This is a genomic window from Agrococcus sp. Marseille-P2731 (genome assembly GCF_900117395.1).
Taxonomy (GTDB): Bacteria; Actinomycetota; Actinomycetes; order Actinomycetales; family Microbacteriaceae; genus Agrococcus.
Genome location: NZ_FPEG01000001.1, coordinates 506,555 through 522,303, shown reverse-complemented (window position 1 = coordinate 522,303; position 15,749 = coordinate 506,555). Strand labels below are relative to the sequence as shown.

14 protein-coding genes are annotated in these 15,749 nt (G+C 72.7%); 9 read left to right on the top strand and 5 right to left on the bottom strand.

Annotation, left to right across the window (positions count from 1 at the left end; translation table 11 throughout):
• Complete coding sequence (locus tag BQ6202_RS02615) at window positions 1-1,839, bottom strand: DEAD/DEAH box helicase (protein ID WP_234946084.1); 1,839 nt, start codon at window positions 1,837-1,839, stop codon at window positions 1-3.
• Between the two features lie 104 nt (window positions 1,840-1,943).
• Here BQ6202_RS02615 and BQ6202_RS02610 point away from each other — a divergent pair, with 104 nt between their 5' ends.
• Complete coding sequence (locus tag BQ6202_RS02610; RefSeq protein WP_072312914.1) at window positions 1,944-2,879, top strand: hypothetical protein; 936 nt, start codon at window positions 1,944-1,946, stop codon at window positions 2,877-2,879.
• Window positions 2,876-3,109: a hypothetical protein gene (locus BQ6202_RS14840; protein ID WP_072312913.1), complete on the top strand. Its 234-nt coding sequence runs from the start codon at window positions 2,876-2,878 to the stop codon at window positions 3,107-3,109. Before BQ6202_RS02610 ends, BQ6202_RS14840 begins: the two co-directional genes overlap by 4 nt.
• Window positions 3,110-3,194: 85 nt before the next feature.
• Here the strand turns inward: BQ6202_RS14840 and BQ6202_RS02600 are convergent, their stop codons facing one another.
• On the bottom strand, window positions 3,195-3,668 hold the full coding sequence (locus BQ6202_RS02600) for a cupin domain-containing protein (RefSeq protein ID WP_072312912.1): 474 nt from the start codon (window positions 3,666-3,668) through the stop codon (window positions 3,195-3,197).
• A 141-nt stretch (window positions 3,669-3,809) separates the two neighbouring features.
• Here BQ6202_RS02600 and BQ6202_RS02595 point away from each other — a divergent pair, with 141 nt between their 5' ends.
• The 3 genes from BQ6202_RS02595 to BQ6202_RS02585 all read left to right on the top strand — a co-directional run bounded on the left by BQ6202_RS02595 (window position 3,810) and on the right by BQ6202_RS02585 (window position 6,945).
• Window positions 3,810-4,508: a GntR family transcriptional regulator gene (locus BQ6202_RS02595; protein ID WP_083586850.1), complete on the top strand. Its 699-nt coding sequence runs from the start codon at window positions 3,810-3,812 to the stop codon at window positions 4,506-4,508.
• A gap of 125 nt (window positions 4,509-4,633) precedes the next feature.
• Window positions 4,634-6,019 (top strand): MFS transporter, encoded by a 1,386-nt coding sequence (locus BQ6202_RS02590; protein WP_072312911.1) that lies wholly within the window; start codon window positions 4,634-4,636, stop codon window positions 6,017-6,019.
• The gene (locus BQ6202_RS02585; RefSeq protein ID WP_072312910.1) at window positions 6,016-6,945 is read left to right on the top strand and encodes an ornithine cyclodeaminase family protein; all 930 of its coding nucleotides are present in this window, start codon (window positions 6,016-6,018) and stop codon (window positions 6,943-6,945) included. The genes BQ6202_RS02590 and BQ6202_RS02585 overlap by 4 nt, the downstream gene beginning before the upstream one ends.
• Before the next feature lie 60 nt (window positions 6,946-7,005).
• On the opposite strand, the gene BQ6202_RS02580 is transcribed toward BQ6202_RS02585, so the two are convergent.
• Together BQ6202_RS02580 and BQ6202_RS14700 are read right to left on the bottom strand one after the other, a co-directional pair.
• Complete coding sequence (locus BQ6202_RS02580; protein ID WP_072312909.1) at window positions 7,006-7,461, bottom strand: GNAT family N-acetyltransferase; 456 nt, start codon at window positions 7,459-7,461, stop codon at window positions 7,006-7,008.
• Between the two features lie 265 nt (window positions 7,462-7,726).
• Window positions 7,727-8,731, bottom strand: coding sequence for a hypothetical protein (locus tag BQ6202_RS14700; protein WP_143143616.1), 1,005 nt, complete (start codon window positions 8,729-8,731; stop codon window positions 7,727-7,729).
• 223 nt (window positions 8,732-8,954) lie between these two features.
• Between BQ6202_RS14700 and hrpA the strand changes: the two genes are divergently transcribed.
• On the top strand, window positions 8,955-13,076 hold the full coding sequence (gene hrpA, locus BQ6202_RS02570; protein WP_072312907.1) for an ATP-dependent RNA helicase HrpA: 4,122 nt from the start codon (window positions 8,955-8,957) through the stop codon (window positions 13,074-13,076).
• An 88-nt stretch (window positions 13,077-13,164) separates the two neighbouring features.
• On the top strand, window positions 13,165-13,395 hold the full coding sequence (locus BQ6202_RS02565) for a zinc-binding dehydrogenase (RefSeq protein WP_268753736.1): 231 nt from the start codon (window positions 13,165-13,167) through the stop codon (window positions 13,393-13,395).
• 22 nt (window positions 13,396-13,417) lie between these two features.
• Here BQ6202_RS02565 and BQ6202_RS02560 read toward each other — a convergent pair whose 3' ends face one another.
• On the bottom strand, window positions 13,418-13,963 hold the full coding sequence (locus BQ6202_RS02560) for a hypothetical protein (protein ID WP_072312906.1): 546 nt from the start codon (window positions 13,961-13,963) through the stop codon (window positions 13,418-13,420).
• Between the two features lie 83 nt (window positions 13,964-14,046).
• On the opposite strand from BQ6202_RS02560, the gene BQ6202_RS02555 reads away from it, so the two are divergent.
• The gene (locus BQ6202_RS02555) at window positions 14,047-14,382 is read left to right on the top strand and encodes a DUF6804 family protein (protein WP_072312905.1); all 336 of its coding nucleotides are present in this window, start codon (window positions 14,047-14,049) and stop codon (window positions 14,380-14,382) included.
• Between the two features lie 76 nt (window positions 14,383-14,458).
• Window positions 14,459-15,661, top strand: a complete 1,203-nt coding sequence (locus BQ6202_RS02550; RefSeq protein WP_072312904.1) for an MFS transporter — start codon at window positions 14,459-14,461, stop codon at window positions 15,659-15,661.
• Window positions 15,662-15,749: the final 88 nt, after the last annotated feature.

Sequence of the window (15,749 nt, the reverse complement as noted above, 5' to 3'; positions counted from 1 at the left end):
TCACCGACCCCGATCCATCACCTTCCGGAGGTAGTGGATCCGGTCGCGCAGCTGCTGCATCGACGCCTGCGCGACCGGCGGTCCGCCGCAGACGCGCCGCGACTCGGCGTGCACGAGCGCGTGCGCCTCGCCGCGGCGCTTCGCCACGATCGCGACGAGCGAGTTGAGCAGCTGCCGCTCCTCGCGCATGGTGCGGTAGAGCGGCTCGGGCGCAGCCTCGACCGGCGGGCGCTCGCGGATGCGCGCGGCCTGCCGAGCGTGCCGGCGCTTCAGCAGCTCGGAGACGTCCTCCGCGTCGAGGAGCCCCGGGATCCCGATGAAGTCGAGCTCCTCCTCGCTCGCGGGCTCGACGAGCTGCCCGAACTCGGCGTCTCCGAAGAGCACGCGGTCGAAGGTCGCGCTCGACTCGAGCGGCTCCCAGGTGAAGGGCGATGCCTCGCGATCGTCGCGGTCGCCCTGCTCGGCCGCGGCCATCAGGTCGTCGTCGAGCAGCTGGTCGTCGGCCTGCTCGCGGTCGAGCGCGTGGTCGCGCTGCCGCTCGAGCTCTGCGGCGAGCACCAGCAGCGGGGGCACCGAGGGCAGGAAGACCGTCGCGATCTCGCCGCGGCGGCGGGAGCGCACGAAGCGACCGATCACCTGCTGGAAGAAGAGCGGCGTGGATGCGTTGGTGGCGTAGACGCCGACCGCGAGCCGCGGCACGTCCACCCCCTCGGACACCATCCGCACCGCGACCATCCAGCGGGCGTCGCCGTCGGAGAAGGTCGCGATGCGATCAGAGGCGCCGGCGTCGTCGGACAGCACAATCGTGGGCGCCTCGCCCGAGATGGCGTGCAGCAGCTGCGCGTACTGCCTCGCCTGTGCCTGGTCGGTCGCGATCACGAGGCCGCCCGCATCCGGCACCGTCTGCCGCACGTGCGTCAGCCGCACGTCGGCCGAGCGCAGCACCTGCTGGATCCAGGCGCCGCCCGGGTCGAGCGCCGTGCGCCAGGCGCCGTTCGTGATGTCCTTCGTGTCGCCGTGGCCGAGCGTCGCCTTCATCTCGTCGCCCATGGAGGTGCGCCACTGCATCGTGCCGGCGTAGGCCATGAAGACGACCGGACGCACGACGTGGTCGCGCAGCGCCGCGTCGTAGCCGTAGGCGTAGTCGGTGCGCGAGGTGCGGATGCCGCGCTCGTCGCGCACGTACTCGACGAACGGGATCGGCGAGGTGTCGCTGCGGAACGGCGTGCCCGTCAGGGACAGGCGACGGGCTGCGGGGCCGAACGCCTCGAGCACCGCGTCGCCCCAGCTGAGCGCGTCGCCCGCGTGGTGCACCTCGTCGAGGATCACGAGGCTGGGAGCAGACCGCGTGATGCGCTCGTGCACGGATGCGCGGGCCGCGACCTGCGCGTAGGTCACGACGACGCCGTGGTACTGCCGCGGGTAGTCGCCGTCGGCGTTGGCGAAGTCGGGGTCGAGCCTGACGCCGGCGCGGTGAGCTGCGTCGGCCCACTGCTGCTTCAGGTGCTCGGTGGGGGCGACGACGGTGATGCGGTGCACGGCGCCGCGGCGCAGCAGCTCGGAGGCGAGGCGCAGGGCGAAGGTGGTCTTGCCTGCACCGGGGGTCGCGGCGGCGAGGAAGTCGCGCGGCTCGGTGCGGAAGTACTGCTCGAGCGCCTCCTGCTGCCAGGCGCGGAGCGGCTGGGCGGTGCCCCACGCGGCGCGCTCCGGATAGGCGGGCGAGAGGTGGTCGGCCGCCCAGGTGCCGAAGCCGGGGTGGGGGGCGTGCGGCCCGCCGGCGGAGGCGTGACCTGCGGCCTGGTGCCCGGAGGCTGGAGGCTGGGTGGTCTGGCTGGTCACTCGCTCCATCGTAGGCGCGAGCGCCCACTCGCCGCCCGCTGCGCGTGTCGCCCTGTGGGCCCGCATCCGATGCGCTTCGCAGGGCGTGCGCCTAGGCTGACCGCATGCTCTCCCTGCTCGGTCTCGCGGCACTCGTCCTCGGCGCGATCATCGCCACGCGCCGCACCCGGCCCACGTGGTTCGTGGTCACGACCTGCGTGCTGGTCGTCCTCGGCGGCCTGCTGGCGATCCTCAGCTACACGCGCGTCACCGACCCGCTCGGCGTCATGCCCAACAGCGTCATCGGCTGGGTCTACGTGGGCCTCTCGATCATCACCATGTTCAGCGCGATCTTCGTGCTCGAGCGACGCGGTGCGCGGGGCGAGGAGCTGCCCCCGCTGATCGGCGACAACCCCTTCGACGGCGACACCGACGATAGCGACGACCCTGCGCGCGGCACCGCGCCGGACCAGGCGTCCGCCGCCGCCGCTGGGCGCGACTGGGCTGCCGCCGGCGGGCGCGACGCCGCTGCAGCAGCCGTCCTGGGCGGTGCCGCAGCGACCGGCGCGGCCGGCGCGGCTGCGGCAGGTGCTCCTGCGAGCGCGAGCCTCGGCGCGGCAGGCACCGAGTCGTTCGCAGCGGAGGCAGCCAGCGAGCGCGCCCGGGTCTCGGCCGATGGCGAGGCCGCGCTCCACTCCGGCGACACCGCCCCGCACGCCAGCGCGGAGGAGCTGCACGCCAACGACGTCGGCACCGGCAGCGCCGACACCACAGCCACACCGAAGGAGGCAGGCATGACCAGGAGCGACGCAGGTCAGATCCCCGACGACCGGGTGCCAGAGGACCAGGCGCGCGAGTTCGGCGACCCCACGGGAGCGGACGCGAACCCCGCGATGGATGCAGGGCTGCGGGCCGCCCTCGGCGCAGGCGGCGGCGACCCGGGCGCCCACACCGACGAGCGCCCGGCCGAGCAGGAGCACGACGTGCCCGCAGCGAGCGACCCCGGCCCCGGCAGCGACGACCCCACCGCGTCCGACCTCGAGCAGGAGGGTCCCCGATGAGCGACTCGAACGACGGCCGCCCGGGCCCGAGCGAGCATGCCGACGACGGCACCACGGTGATCGGCGCCGACCCCGACATGGCGACCGACCCCGCGGACACCGACGTCGAGGCGTCGCCCGAGGGCGGCACCGAGGATCAGCGCGCGAGCGACGTCGGCGACCACGGCGCCGACGCCGACCGGGCCGGCGACCACTCTGCCGACGACCACCACGGGGCTTCGCGAGCCTGACGCATCCGCTCGTCTGCGCAGCTGCAGACACGACGACGCCCGCCGGATCGACCGGCGGGCGTCGTGCGCTGCGAGGCTGGTGGCGTCAGGCCTTCTCCTCGCCCTGGGTGTCGATCTCCTCCGCCCAGGTCGGCGGCTCGTCGCGACCGGCCTCCTCGTCCTCATCCGCGGCCTCGGGCGTCTCCTGCACGATGCCCGCCGCGTGGTGGGTGGGCGCGTAGATGGCGTAGAGCCGCATCGGCTCGTCGCCGGTGTTGATGACGTCGTGCCACGTGCCCGCTGGCACCTGGATGGCCCAGCCGTCGGTGACGTCCTGCTCGAAGGGCAGGTCGTCCTTCGAGGGGCCCATGACGACGCGGCCCCTGCCGGCGTCGAGGCGCAGGAACTGGTCGGTGCCGTTGTGCACCTCGAGGCCGATCGAGCGGCCCGGCTCGATCGACATGAGCGTCACCTGCAGGTGCGCCCCCGACCAGGCGACGGTGCGGTAGTTGGTGTTCTCGCGCGTCGCGGTCTCGATGTCGAACGCGTTGCGCTGCGGTCCGTTGTCGTGGATCTCCATGCTTCGCATCCTGCCCGGACCGCCTGGGTATCGCTAGGGAGCCGTGCCTCGTGTCGCGTGCGGAGCCTGCGGCTGCGGCGCGGAGGCGGCTGGGTACGCTGAGCGAGCCGACCGCGACGGGCGCCGGCACGGGGAGGCCGGATGACGAAGCGCGCAGGAGTCGATGGCGCCGGGCTCGAGCCCGTCGTGGCATCGCTCACCGCGCACTCGAGCCTGCGCGCGCAGGTGACCGAGGCGTTGCGCGAAGCGATGGTCGCCGGCACGATGGTGCCCGGCACCGTCTACTCGGCGCCTGCGCTCGCGCAGATGCTCGGGGTCTCCGCGACGCCGGTGCGCGAGGCGATGATCGACCTGTGCCGAGACGGGCACGTCGAGGCCATGCGCAACCGCGGCTACCGCGTCGTGCCCATCAGCGACGAGGAGCTCGACGACGTCGTCGAGCTGCGCGCGCTGATCGAGGTGCCGACGATCGAGCGGGTCGCTCGCGTCGCGAGGCCGGAGGACATCGCGGCGCTGCGACCGCTCGCAGCCGAGCTGGATCGCACGGCCGCCGAGGGGCTGCTGCGGGAGTTCATCACCGCCGACAACGCCTTCCACCTCGGCCTGCTCGCGCTCGCGGGCAACCGCGCGATCGTGCAGGAGGCCCGCCGCCTGCGAGGCCTCACGCGCCTCTCCGCCCTGCAGCAGCTGCACCGCGAGGGCCGGCTGACGCAGAGCGCGGCCGAGCACGGCCAGCTGCTCGATCTCATCGAGGCGGGCGATGCTCATGGGGCCGCCGCACTGATGGCGACGCACCTCGCGCATGCGCGCGGGGTCTGGGCAGGCAAGCCCGAGGACTGACCTCGTAACCGGGCCGCAACATCCCGGGAATCCCGCCGCATTCGGGCGGTGCAATTGTACGTTGTACTGTGGCAGACGCGTCGCTTCTGGCGCCGAGCGCAGTCAACGACGACGAGGAGTCCCCCATGGCCACCAAGACCGCCCCGCCCGGAACACGCGTCACCAACCGCAGGGTGCTGCTCGGCAGCCTCAGCGGCAGCGCCATCGAGTGGTTCGACTTCTTCCTCTACGCCACTGCCGCGGCGCTCATCTTCGACAAGCAGTTCTTCCCCACCGACGATCCCGCGCTGTCGCTGATGCTGTCGTACGTCACGCTGTCGCTCACCTTCTTCATCCGCCCCTTCGGCGGCATCGTCTTCTCGCACATCGGTGACCGCATCGGCCGCAAGAAGACGCTCGTGATCACGCTCTCGCTCATGGGCGGCGCCACGGTCGCGATCGGGCTGCTCCCGACCTTCGAGCAGGTGGGCGTGCTCGCGCCGATCCTCCTGCTGCTGTGCCGCGTGATCCAGGGCCTGGCGATCGGCGGCGAGTGGGGTGGCGCACTGCTGCTGGCCTACGAGTACGCGCCGAAGCACCGCCGCGGCTTCTTCGGCTCGGTGCCGCAGACGGGCATCACGATCGGCATGCTGCTCTCGACGATCGCGTTCGCCCTCGTCAGCATGCTGCCGGTCGACGCCTTCGACTCGTGGGGATGGCGCATCCCGTTCATCGCCAGCATCGTGCTCGTCTTCGTCGGCCTGTGGATCCGCAAGGGCCTCGCCGAGACGCCCGCCTTCCAGGAGGCGAAGGACTCCGGCAACGTCGCCAAGCTGCCCATCGCCGAGACGCTGCGCGACCACTGGCGCTCGGTGCTCGTCGCGATCGGCGCGAAGGTCGTCGAGACCGCTCCGTTCTACATCTTCGCCACCTTCGTGGTCAGCTACGCGACGGGCACGCTCGACTTCGAGCGCTCGACGGTGCTGAACTCGGTCAGCGCCGGCGCGTTCGTCAGCACGATCGCGATCCTGCTGATGGGATCGCTCTCGGATCGCTTCGGCCGTCGCCGCGTCTTCCTCGCCGGCGCCGTGCTCATCGGGCTCTTCGCGGCGCCGTTCTTCCTGCTGCTCGACCTGGGCATGGACTGGGCCGTCTACGCCGCCGTCATCATCGGGCTCGGCATCGTCTGGCCGCCGGTCACCGCGACGCTCGGCACCCTGATGTCCGAGATCTTCTCGACCCGCGTGCGCTACACCGGCATCACCCTCGGCTACCAGATCGGTGCGGCGCTCGCCGGCGGCACGGCACCGCTGCTCGCCACCTGGCTGCTCGTGACGTTCGGCGGCTCGTGGGTGCCGATCGCGATCTACCTCATCGCGGTCGCGATCATCTCGATCGTCGCCGTGACGCTGTCGCCCCGGGCGACGCGGCGCGAGGCGCAGCTCCTGGCCGCGCGCGGGCTCGACGACGGCTCGCTGGTCGCCGCGCAGCCCCGCGAGCGCGCCGCCGCTGAGGGCCGGGACAAGGCATGACGGATGGCGACGCAGCGCCGCTGACCTTCTCGGGCGATGCCGTGCGCGCCCGCATCTCGCCTCGGCGTGCGCGGCACCTGGTGGCACGGGCGCTGACCTCCGGCTTCTCCCCCGCCGACGATGCGCCCCGGAGCAGCGTCGACGCGGGCGGCGGGCACCTGCTGCTCATGCCGTCGACCATCGGCGAGTGGACGGGCGTGAAGGTCGCCTCCGTCGCGCCCGGCAACCCCGAGCGCGGGCTGCCGCGCATCCAGGCCACCTACCTGCTGCTCGACACCGCGACGCTGAGCACCGCCGCCATCATCGACGGCGTCAGCCTGACGTCGCTGCGGACCCCCGCGGTGTCTGCCGTGGCGGCGGATGCGCTGGCCGCGCCGGGCGCAGCACGTCTCGTGGTGTTCGGCAACGGCCCGCAAGCGATCGAGCACGCGATCGCCATGGCAGACGTGCGCCAGCTCACGAGCGTGCGGCTCGTGGGGCGCAACCCCGAGCGGGTCGAGGCGGCGTGCGCTGAGCTGCGCGCGCGCGGCGTCGACGCCGAGCCGGGCTCGGCCGGTGATGTCGCCGACGCTGACATCGTCGTCTGCGCGACGTCGGCGCAGGAGCCGCTGTTCGACGGCTCGCTCGTGCGCGACGGAGCCTGCGTGATCGCGATGGGCTCGCACGAGCCCGACCGGCGCGAGCTCGACGCCTGGCTCATGGGGCGCTCGCTCGTCGTGGTCGAGGAGGTCGGCGCGGCGATGCGCGAGGCGGGTGACGTGATCCAGGCCGTGGACGCAGGCGTCCTCGAGGCATCCGCCCTCATCGGCATCGACGCGCTCGCGCGCGGCGAGGTGGTGCGGGCGACCGACCGCCCGAACGTCTTCAAGGGCACCGGGATGTCGTGGGAGGACCTCGCGGTCGCGATCGGCGTCGTCGAGGACTGACGCGGGTGGTGGTGCGGGCGCGGCGTCAGCCAGGTGCGGCCGCCGCGTCGGCGCGCCGATTCAGCGTGGCGCGGGCGCCGCGTCGTAGGTCAGCCAGCGCGTCTTCGTCGCGACGCGGTCGTAGAGCCGCTGGGCGGTGCGATTGTCGTCGGCGGTGATCCAGCGCACGACCGAGGCGCCCTCCTCAGCCGCGATCTGCTGCAGCCGCACGACCAGGGCGTGCCCGACGCCGAGGCCGCGGGCGGATGCGTCGGCGAAGAGATCGTCGAGGTAGATGCCGGTCTGCCCCACCGATGGGCGCTCGAAGCGGCGCCAGTGGGCGAAGCCGACGATCCTGCCGTCAACCTCGGCGACGAGCGCGTTGGTCTGGTGCGCCGGGTCGAGCACCCAGCTCCAGACGCGGTCGGCGACGGCGACGTCGCGGGGGTTCTCGTAGAAGGTGCGGTAGCCGTGGAAGAGCTCCTCCCAACGCTGCCGGTCGTCCGCCGTCGCTGCCCGCACGCTGATCTCGCTCATGCGGCCACCGTACTGGCGCGATCGAGTCTGCGGCATGCTCCCGAGCGGCTCCCTCCGTGCCCTGACGGCTGCCGGGTGGCGCAGCCCTCACCCCGCATCCGCCCGATCCCCCCGATCCGCCCGTATCCGCCCTCCCGCGTGCGCCCCGTGGCGCAGCCTCCCGCGGCGCAGCCGCTCGCACGGAACGCCGACCCCTCGCGCCGATGCCGACCCGGTGCACCGGGTCGGCATCGGCGGGAGGGGTCGGCAATCGTTGTCCGGGCGGTCATGTCAGGCTCTCCAACGACGGTCGGATGCGCGGCACGCGGTACGCGGTGAGGATGCGCTCGAGCCTCTTCGGCCGCAGCACGTCGATCCACACCCAGTGCGCTGGATCTCCGACGAAGAGCAGGTCGTCGTCGCGCGCCTTCTCCTCGCTCAGCGCCTGCGCGCCGGTCTGCCCACCCTGCTGCGCCAGCGCGCCGTACTTGTGCGCACCGTCGAACTCGCCGAAGACGGGACGCCCGCCAGGGGTGCGCCAGAGCATGTCGACTCGATACCGCTTGCCGCTTCGCCCCGTCACCCAGACCTGCAGCTCCGGCGCGGCGAACCCGAGCTGGTGGATCCGCACGCGGCTCCAGGACTCGCCGACCGACTCTGCCGCCGCATCCGCGAATGCCACCGCCCACGCAGCCCGACGACGGCCGTGACTTCCCTGCCGGCCGAGCGCATCGAGCATCTGCGACTTCGAGACGACTCCCTTGCGCAGCGCCTCGTCGATCGCCGAGACGGCGGTCTGAGGATCGCGCTTCCGCGCGACCTCTGCGAGTGCGTAGGGCAGCGAGCACACGCGAATTCCACCCAGCATCACGATGTCGGCCGGGTCGAGCTCCACAGCGCTGTGCGCGATGCCGGCCTTCTTGCCCGCTGTCTTCGCGTGGCCCGTCGTGTAGACGACATCTGGCGGTATCCCGTAGGGGATGCCGTGGAGCGCCAGCGCGGACTCGCGCGCGAAGATCGGCTGCTTCCGCGCGGCATCCACAGCACGGATGCGGAGCAGGTAGCCGGCGTCGCGCGCGGCCGGGTCGGTGTCCGCTCCGCCACCGCCGACGCCCGAAGCGCCTGCACCGCCAACGATGCCGGACGCTGCGGCATCACCAGCGGGACGATCGGCGTAGACGCCTCGACGCATCCGCGTGAGCTGCGGCTCGCGATCAGGGCGGAGGCCGGGTGACCGGGCCGTGAGGTCGCGCGTGTGCCACAGCTGCGAGGGGTCGGGCGTCCGCTGCATCGGCGCACCATGGCAGGTGCGGCACCTGCTGCCGGGCGTGCCGTCGCGCGGCTGTGCACAGCCGATGACGCAACTGCGGACGCCGCGCACGATGCGCGACCCGTCGCGCCAAGGGCGACCCGGTGCACCAGGTCGGTCTTGGCGGGAGGGGTCGGCGAACCCGATGGCGGCGGCAGCGGGCGCGCGGGCGGCACCGCCGCCAGCGGTGCGCGAGAATGGCGGGATGCGCATCGAGTACCCGGCCGAGCTCCCGGTCAGCGAGGCGCGCGACACGATCATGGCGGCGATCCGCGACCACCAGGTGGTGATCGTCGCGGGCGCCACGGGTTCCGGCAAGACGACTCAGCTGCCCAAGATGCTGCTCGAGCTCGGCCGCACCAGCATCGGTCACACGCAGCCGCGCCGCCTCGCCGCCCGCACCATCGCCGAGCGCCTCGCGGAGGAGCTCGAGGTCGAGATGGGCAGCGAGGTCGGCTACAAGGTGCGCTTCACCGACCACGTGAGCGCCCGGACCCGCATCAAGGTGATGACCGACGGCATCCTGCTCGCCGAGATGCATCGCGATCGCGATCTCAAGTCCTACGACACGATCATCATCGACGAGGCCCATGAGCGCAGCCTCACGATCGACTTCCTCATCGGCTACCTCAAGCGCCTGCTCCCTCGCCGTCCCGACCTCAAGGTCATCGTCACCAGCGCCACGATCGACCCGGAGTCGTTCTCGAAGCACTTCGACGACGCCCCGATCATCGAGGTGTCGGGCCGCACCTTCCCCGTCGACATCCGCTACCGCCCGCTCGTCTCCGAAGGACAGGGGGCGGATGCGCCGGGCCGCGCAGGCGGGCCGGGCGGCACCGCAGGCGGCTCGGGCGGCAGCGACGACGACCGCGATGACGAGGACGCCCACGTCGACCTCGATCCGATCGACGGCATCGCGGCGGCGCTCGCCGAGATCGCGCGCGACGACACCGGCGACGTGCTGGTGTTTCTGCCGAGCGAGGCCGACATCCGCGACGCGCAGTCGGCGCTCGAGGGGCGGCTCGGCCCGACGACCGAGATCCTCCCGCTCTACGGCCGCCTGAGCGCCGCCGACCAGCACCGGGTCTTCGAGCGCAGCTCGCGCGCGGGCATCCGCCGCCGCGTCGTGCTCGCGACCAACGTGGCAGAGACCTCGTTGACCGTGCCGGGCATCCGCCACGTGATCGACACGGGCACGGCCCGCATCTCGCGCTACTCGGTGCGCAGCAAGGTGCAGCGGCTGCCGATCGAGGCGATCAGCCAGGCGAGCGCCAACCAGCGCGCCGGCCGCGCGGGACGCGTGGCGCCGGGCATCGCGATCCGGCTCTACAGCGAGGCCGACTTCGAGAAGCGGCCCGAGTTCACCGACCCCGAGATCCTGCGCACGAACCTCGCGGCGGTGATCCTGCAGGCCTCCTCGCTCGGGCTCGGGCCGCTCGCCGAGTTCCCGTTCCTGCAGCCGCCGTCCGCGCGCGACATCAAGGACGGCAACGACCTGCTGCTCGAGCTCGGCGCGATCTCGAAGACCGGCGGCATCACGAAGATCGGGCGCGAGCTGGCCCGGCTGCCCGTCGACCCGAGGTTCGGGCGGATGGCCGTGGCCGGCAGGGACGCGGGCGTCGCCCACGAGGTCGTCGCGATCGTCGCGGGGCTGACGATCCAGGATCCGCGGGAGCGGCCGCTCGAGCGGCGCGAGGAGGCGGATCGCTCGCACGCGCGGTTCGCCGACCCGACGAGCGACTTCATCACACTGCTGGCGCTGTGGCGGTATCTGCAGGAGCAGCAGGCGCGACTGTCCGGCAACCAGTTCAGGAAGCTGTGCAAGGCGGAGCACCTGTCGTTCCTCCGGGTGCGCGAGTGGCAGGACGTGGTGCGACAGCTGACGAAGGCGCTCGGGCTGCAGCGGGAGGCGCGGGGCGCGACGGACACTCCGGTCGCCCTTCGACAGGCGCAGGAACCGGAGCGCGCGGGCGCAGCCCGCTCGCGTCACGAGACCAAGGGGGCCGACCGGTCTCGTGACGCGACGCCGCTGCGCGACGGCGCTCCTCGACCTGCAGAGGGGCGCGACGGCGCTCCTGGAACTGCGAAGGGGCGCGACGGCGCTCCTCGACCGGAGGGCGTCAGCGTCGACGCGGTCGCCGTCCACAAGGCGCTACTCGCGGGGCTCCTCGGCCGCATCGGCGTCATCGACGAGACCGCCAAGCCGCAGCAGTCGCGCCCGGGCGAGAGCGCTCGCCAGCAGAGCCGGCGCACGCGCCAGCGCGCCGAGTACCTGGGTGCGCGCGGCGCCCGCTTCCAGGTCTTCCCCGGCTCAGCGCTCGCCAAGCAGCCGCCGCGCGCCGTCATGGCCGCCGAGCTCGTCGAGACGAGCCGGCTCTTCGCGCGCAACGCCGCATCCATCGACCTCGCGTGGGCCGAGCCGCTCGCGGGCGAGCTCGCCAAGCGCCAGGTGAGCGAGCCGCACTGGGAGCGCAAGCAGGGCGCCGTCGTCGCCTTCGAGCGGGTGACGCTGTTCGGCGTGCCGATCGTCGAGCGCCGCCGCATCCAGTTCTCGCGCATCGACCCGGAGCATGCGCGCGAGCTCTTCATCCGGCACGCGCTCGTCGACGGCGAGTGGGATTCGCCGCAGGACTTCGACCGCAGGAACCGCGAGCTGCGGCGCGAGATCGAGCGCCTCGAGGAGCGCCAGCGGCGCCGCGACCTGCTCGTCGGCGACGAGGCGGTGTTCGAGTTCTTCGACGCGCGCATCCCGGCCGACGTCGCCTCGACGCGCAGCTTCGAGGGCTGGTGGCGCACGGCCCGCGAGACGACGCCCGAGCTGCTGACGATGACGCGCGAAGACCTCACGGGCGAGGATGCGCGGGTCGACCACGAACTGTTCCCCACCAAGTGGCAGCAGGGCGAGCAGCGCCTGCGGCTGAGCTACCGCTTCGAGCCCGGCACGGCCGATGACGGCCTGACGGTGCACGTGCCGCTCGCGGTGCTGCCGCGGCTGAGCGAGGCGGGCTTCGACTGGCTGGTGCCCGGCATGCGCGAAGAGCTGCTGACGGCGATGATTAAGAGCCTGCCCAAGCACGTGCGCAAGCACGTCGTGCCCGCGGCAGACTGGGCGCGCGGGATGCTCGCCGAGCTGCCCGCGCAGCCGGCGGCGACCGGTGCCGCCGGCCCTCGCTCGCTCGCCGAGGTGCTCGCGACCCGCATCAGCCGCACCGCCTACGTGCAGGCCACCGACACCGACGTCGATTGGGGACGCATCCCCGAGCACCTCAAGCCCACCTTCGCCGTCGAGGACGCCCGCGGTCGGCGCCTCGGGCATGGCAAGGATCTCGAGGCGCTCAAGCGGCGCTTCGGCGCGCAGGCGACGGCGCAGGTCGCGAAGGTCGCCGTCAAGGTGACGAGCGACCTCGAGCGCGACGAGGTGGCGAGCTTCGAGCTCGAACTGCCGGCGCACATCGATGTCAAGCAGGGTGGCAACACCGTGCGGGCCTACCCGGGGTACGCGATCACCGGCCCTGCCAAGGCTGGCGGGGCCAAGGCCTCAGGCCCGAGCGTCGGCATCCGCCTGGCCAGCACGCGCGAGACCCAGCAGCGCGACCAGCGCGCCGCCGTGCGGCAGCTGCTGCTGCGGCAGGTGCCGAGCCCCGGCCCCTACGTGCAGTCGAACCTCACCGGTGCCGAGAAGCTGGCGCTCGGCGCGAGCCCCTACGCCTCGACCGACAGGCTCTTCGACGACCTGATGCTCGCGATCATCGACGCCGAGCTGGGTGGCGGCGCGCCGCCGGCGTCGGTCGCGGAGTTCGAGGCGCTGCGCTCGCGCGTCGCCGATGGCCTCGTCGACCGCCTGTTCGGGCTCGCGAGCCAGGTGGCGCGCATCCTGACCGCTGCTCGGAACGCCGACCGCGCGATCCGCGAGGGCGCGAGCCTCGCGCACATGGCGGCCCTCGCCGACGCCCGCGCGCACCTCGACCAGCTGATCTTCGACGGGTTCGTCAGCCGCACGGGGCTCGAGCGCCTGCCGCGCCTCGAGGTCTACGTGCGCGCGATCGAGCACCGCGTGAAGCGACTGCCGGAGACCGCCAACCGCGACCGCACCTGGATGACCGAGGTCGAGCAGGCCACTGCCCTCTTCACGGCGGCGGGCGGTGCGCTGCCGCTGCCGCAGGCGGTGACGGATGCGGTGCCCGGCACCGAGGGCGCGGCGAGGGCCGAGCGACTGGTCACCGCCCGCTGGCTGCTGGAGGAGCTGCGCGTGAGCCTCTTCGCGCAGCAGCTCGGGACCTCGGGCCCCGTGTCGACCCAGCGCATCCGCAAAGCACTGACCGCGTAGCGGACCCCACGCGCGTTCGACATCGTGATCGACACCGTCTCGACCGCCAGCGTGGCGGTGCTCGGGCGGATGCTCGCACCGGCCGGCCGTGTCGTCACGGTGGTCAGCACCAGCACCGGGAAGCTGCAGGGTCGACGCGCGGGCGATGCTCGCAGCCGCGCGCGCCACCGACCTCGAGCACGTGGCCGCCGAGCTGGCCGCAGGCAGGCTGCGCCCTGTGATGGAGCGCACCTATCCGCTGACCGAGAGCGTCGATGCGCTGCGCACGCTCGAGGCCGGTCGCGTGCAGGGCAAGCTCGTGGTGCGCGTCGGCGAGTGAATGCCGCGGTGCATCGGCGCGCTCAGCAGTACTGGTGCTGGAACAGCAGGACGGACAGCTTGACGGCCGCCTCCGACTGCCTGCCCTCCGTCCATGCGCCGTAGACGGCGATGACGTCGCGCGCGTTCGCGGCCATGGAATAGCCGCTGTGCAGGGAACCCGCGACGTCGGCGACGCGCTGGAAGCCGTCCGCCGTCTCCGTGGGCAGCTGCCCGGCAGCGACCTCGACCGCGAGCCCGCAGGCTTGCGAGATCGCCCAGTAGCCGTCCGGATCGCTCCACACCTCATCGCGGGCCGCGGCGGCATCGTCGAAGAGCTGCGGATGCGTGGCGCGCAGATCGACGAGGACGTCGTCCGTCACCTGGCGCAGCTGGGCAGGGGTCGGCGACTGCCGCAGCACGTCGTCGCCCGCTCGCGCCACGCCCCCGGAGACGATCCGGATCGCATCGTCGGCGGCCGAGCATCCGGCCATCGAGAGCGCGGCGCTCGCGACGACGATGGCTGCGGCGATGCCGCGTGCGCGGCGCGGACGAGGCGGATGCTGTCGGTTGGAGGGATGCGTGCGCACGATCGGTGCTCCTCGCTGCTTGGCCGAACCATAGACCCGGTGAGCACGCTCCGCCAGCCCCGTCCTCGTAGGCTGGGAGCACCATGGACGACAAGCGATACGGCCCCGCCTTCCAGCGCAACGCGCTCGCCCCCGGCATCCTCGCCGCGATCGCGCTGGTGGTGTCGCAGGCCTGGCTCGCCGGCACCTGGGATGAGCCGATGCGCTACGTCGTCGCGATCCTGGCGCTGATCGTCGCGTGGTTCGCGATCCAGGCGAAGCACTGGTGGTGGGTGCCGGTCTTCGTGGCGATCGCCGTCGCCTGGAACCCGGTCGCCCCGTTCGCGTTCGAGGGCACGATCTGGGCGGTCTCGCACTTCGTCGCGGCGCTCGTCTTCCTGGCTGCCGGGCTGCTGATCAAGACGCCGCGCACCGACTGACGCGCGACGCGCCGCCGCGCATCCGCCGCGTCGGCGCGACATCGCGCACGTCACTCGCTGGCCATAGGATCTGCTGGTGCATGCGTACGGCGAGGTCCTGAGGGTTCCGGGGCTGGCGCGCATCATCTTCGCGCAGCTCGTCGCCCGCTTCCCCGCCGGCATGTACTCGCTCGGCATCCTCATGCACATGGAGCACCAGCACGGCTCCTACACGGCCGCCGGTCTCGTGCTCGCGGCGTTCTCCGTCGGCATGGCCGTCGCCGGCCCCTTCGTCTCGCGCCTGATGAGCCGCTTCGGCACCGTGCAGGTGCTCGTCGTGACGACGCTCGTCTCGATCGCGGCGCTGCTGGCGATGTCGGTGCTCGAGGTGCCGCTGTGGGCCGACGTGCTCGCGGGCATCGTCGCGGGCGCCGCGATGCCGCCTGTCGTGCCGACGGTGCGCACGCTCTACCCGCGCATGGTGCCGCAGCGGCTGCTCTCGCCGCTGTTCTCGTTCGACGCGGCGCTGCAGGAGATCATCTGGGTGTTCGGGCCGGTGCTGCTGACGCTGCTGGTGTCGATCATGGGCACCGGTCCCACGCTGCTCGTGACCCTCGGCATCCAGTTCTTCGGCGCATTGCTGTTCATCGTCTCGCCCGAGGTGCGCAAGCTGCGCATCCCGCCGACGACCCGCAAGCTCGGCCGCGTGCTGCGCAAGCCGCCCGTGCTGCTGTCGGTCGTCGTGTCGGCGATGTTCATCGGCGGCTTCTCCGCCGTCGAGGCGGGCGTCGTCGCGACCTTCGGCGAGGGCGCGCTCGAGGCCGGCCTGGTGCTCGGCGTCTCGGCGCTCGGCTCGCTGATCGGCGGCTTCGCGCTCGGCGGCAAGGCCATCACGCCCTGGTCGGTCGCGATCCGCCTGTCGATCGTGCTGCTCGGCATGGCCATCGCGCTGCCGATGACCGAGGTCGTCGGGCTCTCGATCGCGCTGTTCATCGCCGGCGTCGGCACCGCGCCCGCGCTCGCGGCGTTCTCGGCGATCATCGCCGGCACCGTGAAGTTCGCCGACACCCCAGAGGCCTACGCCTGGATCGGCACCGGCCAGCTGCTCGGCGCGGCGCTCGGCTCTGCCGCCGCCGGCGTCGCGATCGACGCGGTCGGCAGCGTCGGCGCGATCTGGGTCGCGGTCGCGATGGTGGCGGTCGCGACCGCGATCGCTGCGGTGTTCCGTCGCCACCAGCCCGACCTGCGGCACGGCATCGGCGAGCCGCCGGACACGGCGCCGGTCGAGCTGCCTCGCTGAGCCGCGCCGGTCGCTCACCCGCAGATTGCCGACCCCTTGCGCCACGGGCGACCCGGTGCACCAGGTCGCGCTCTGCGGGAGGGGTCCG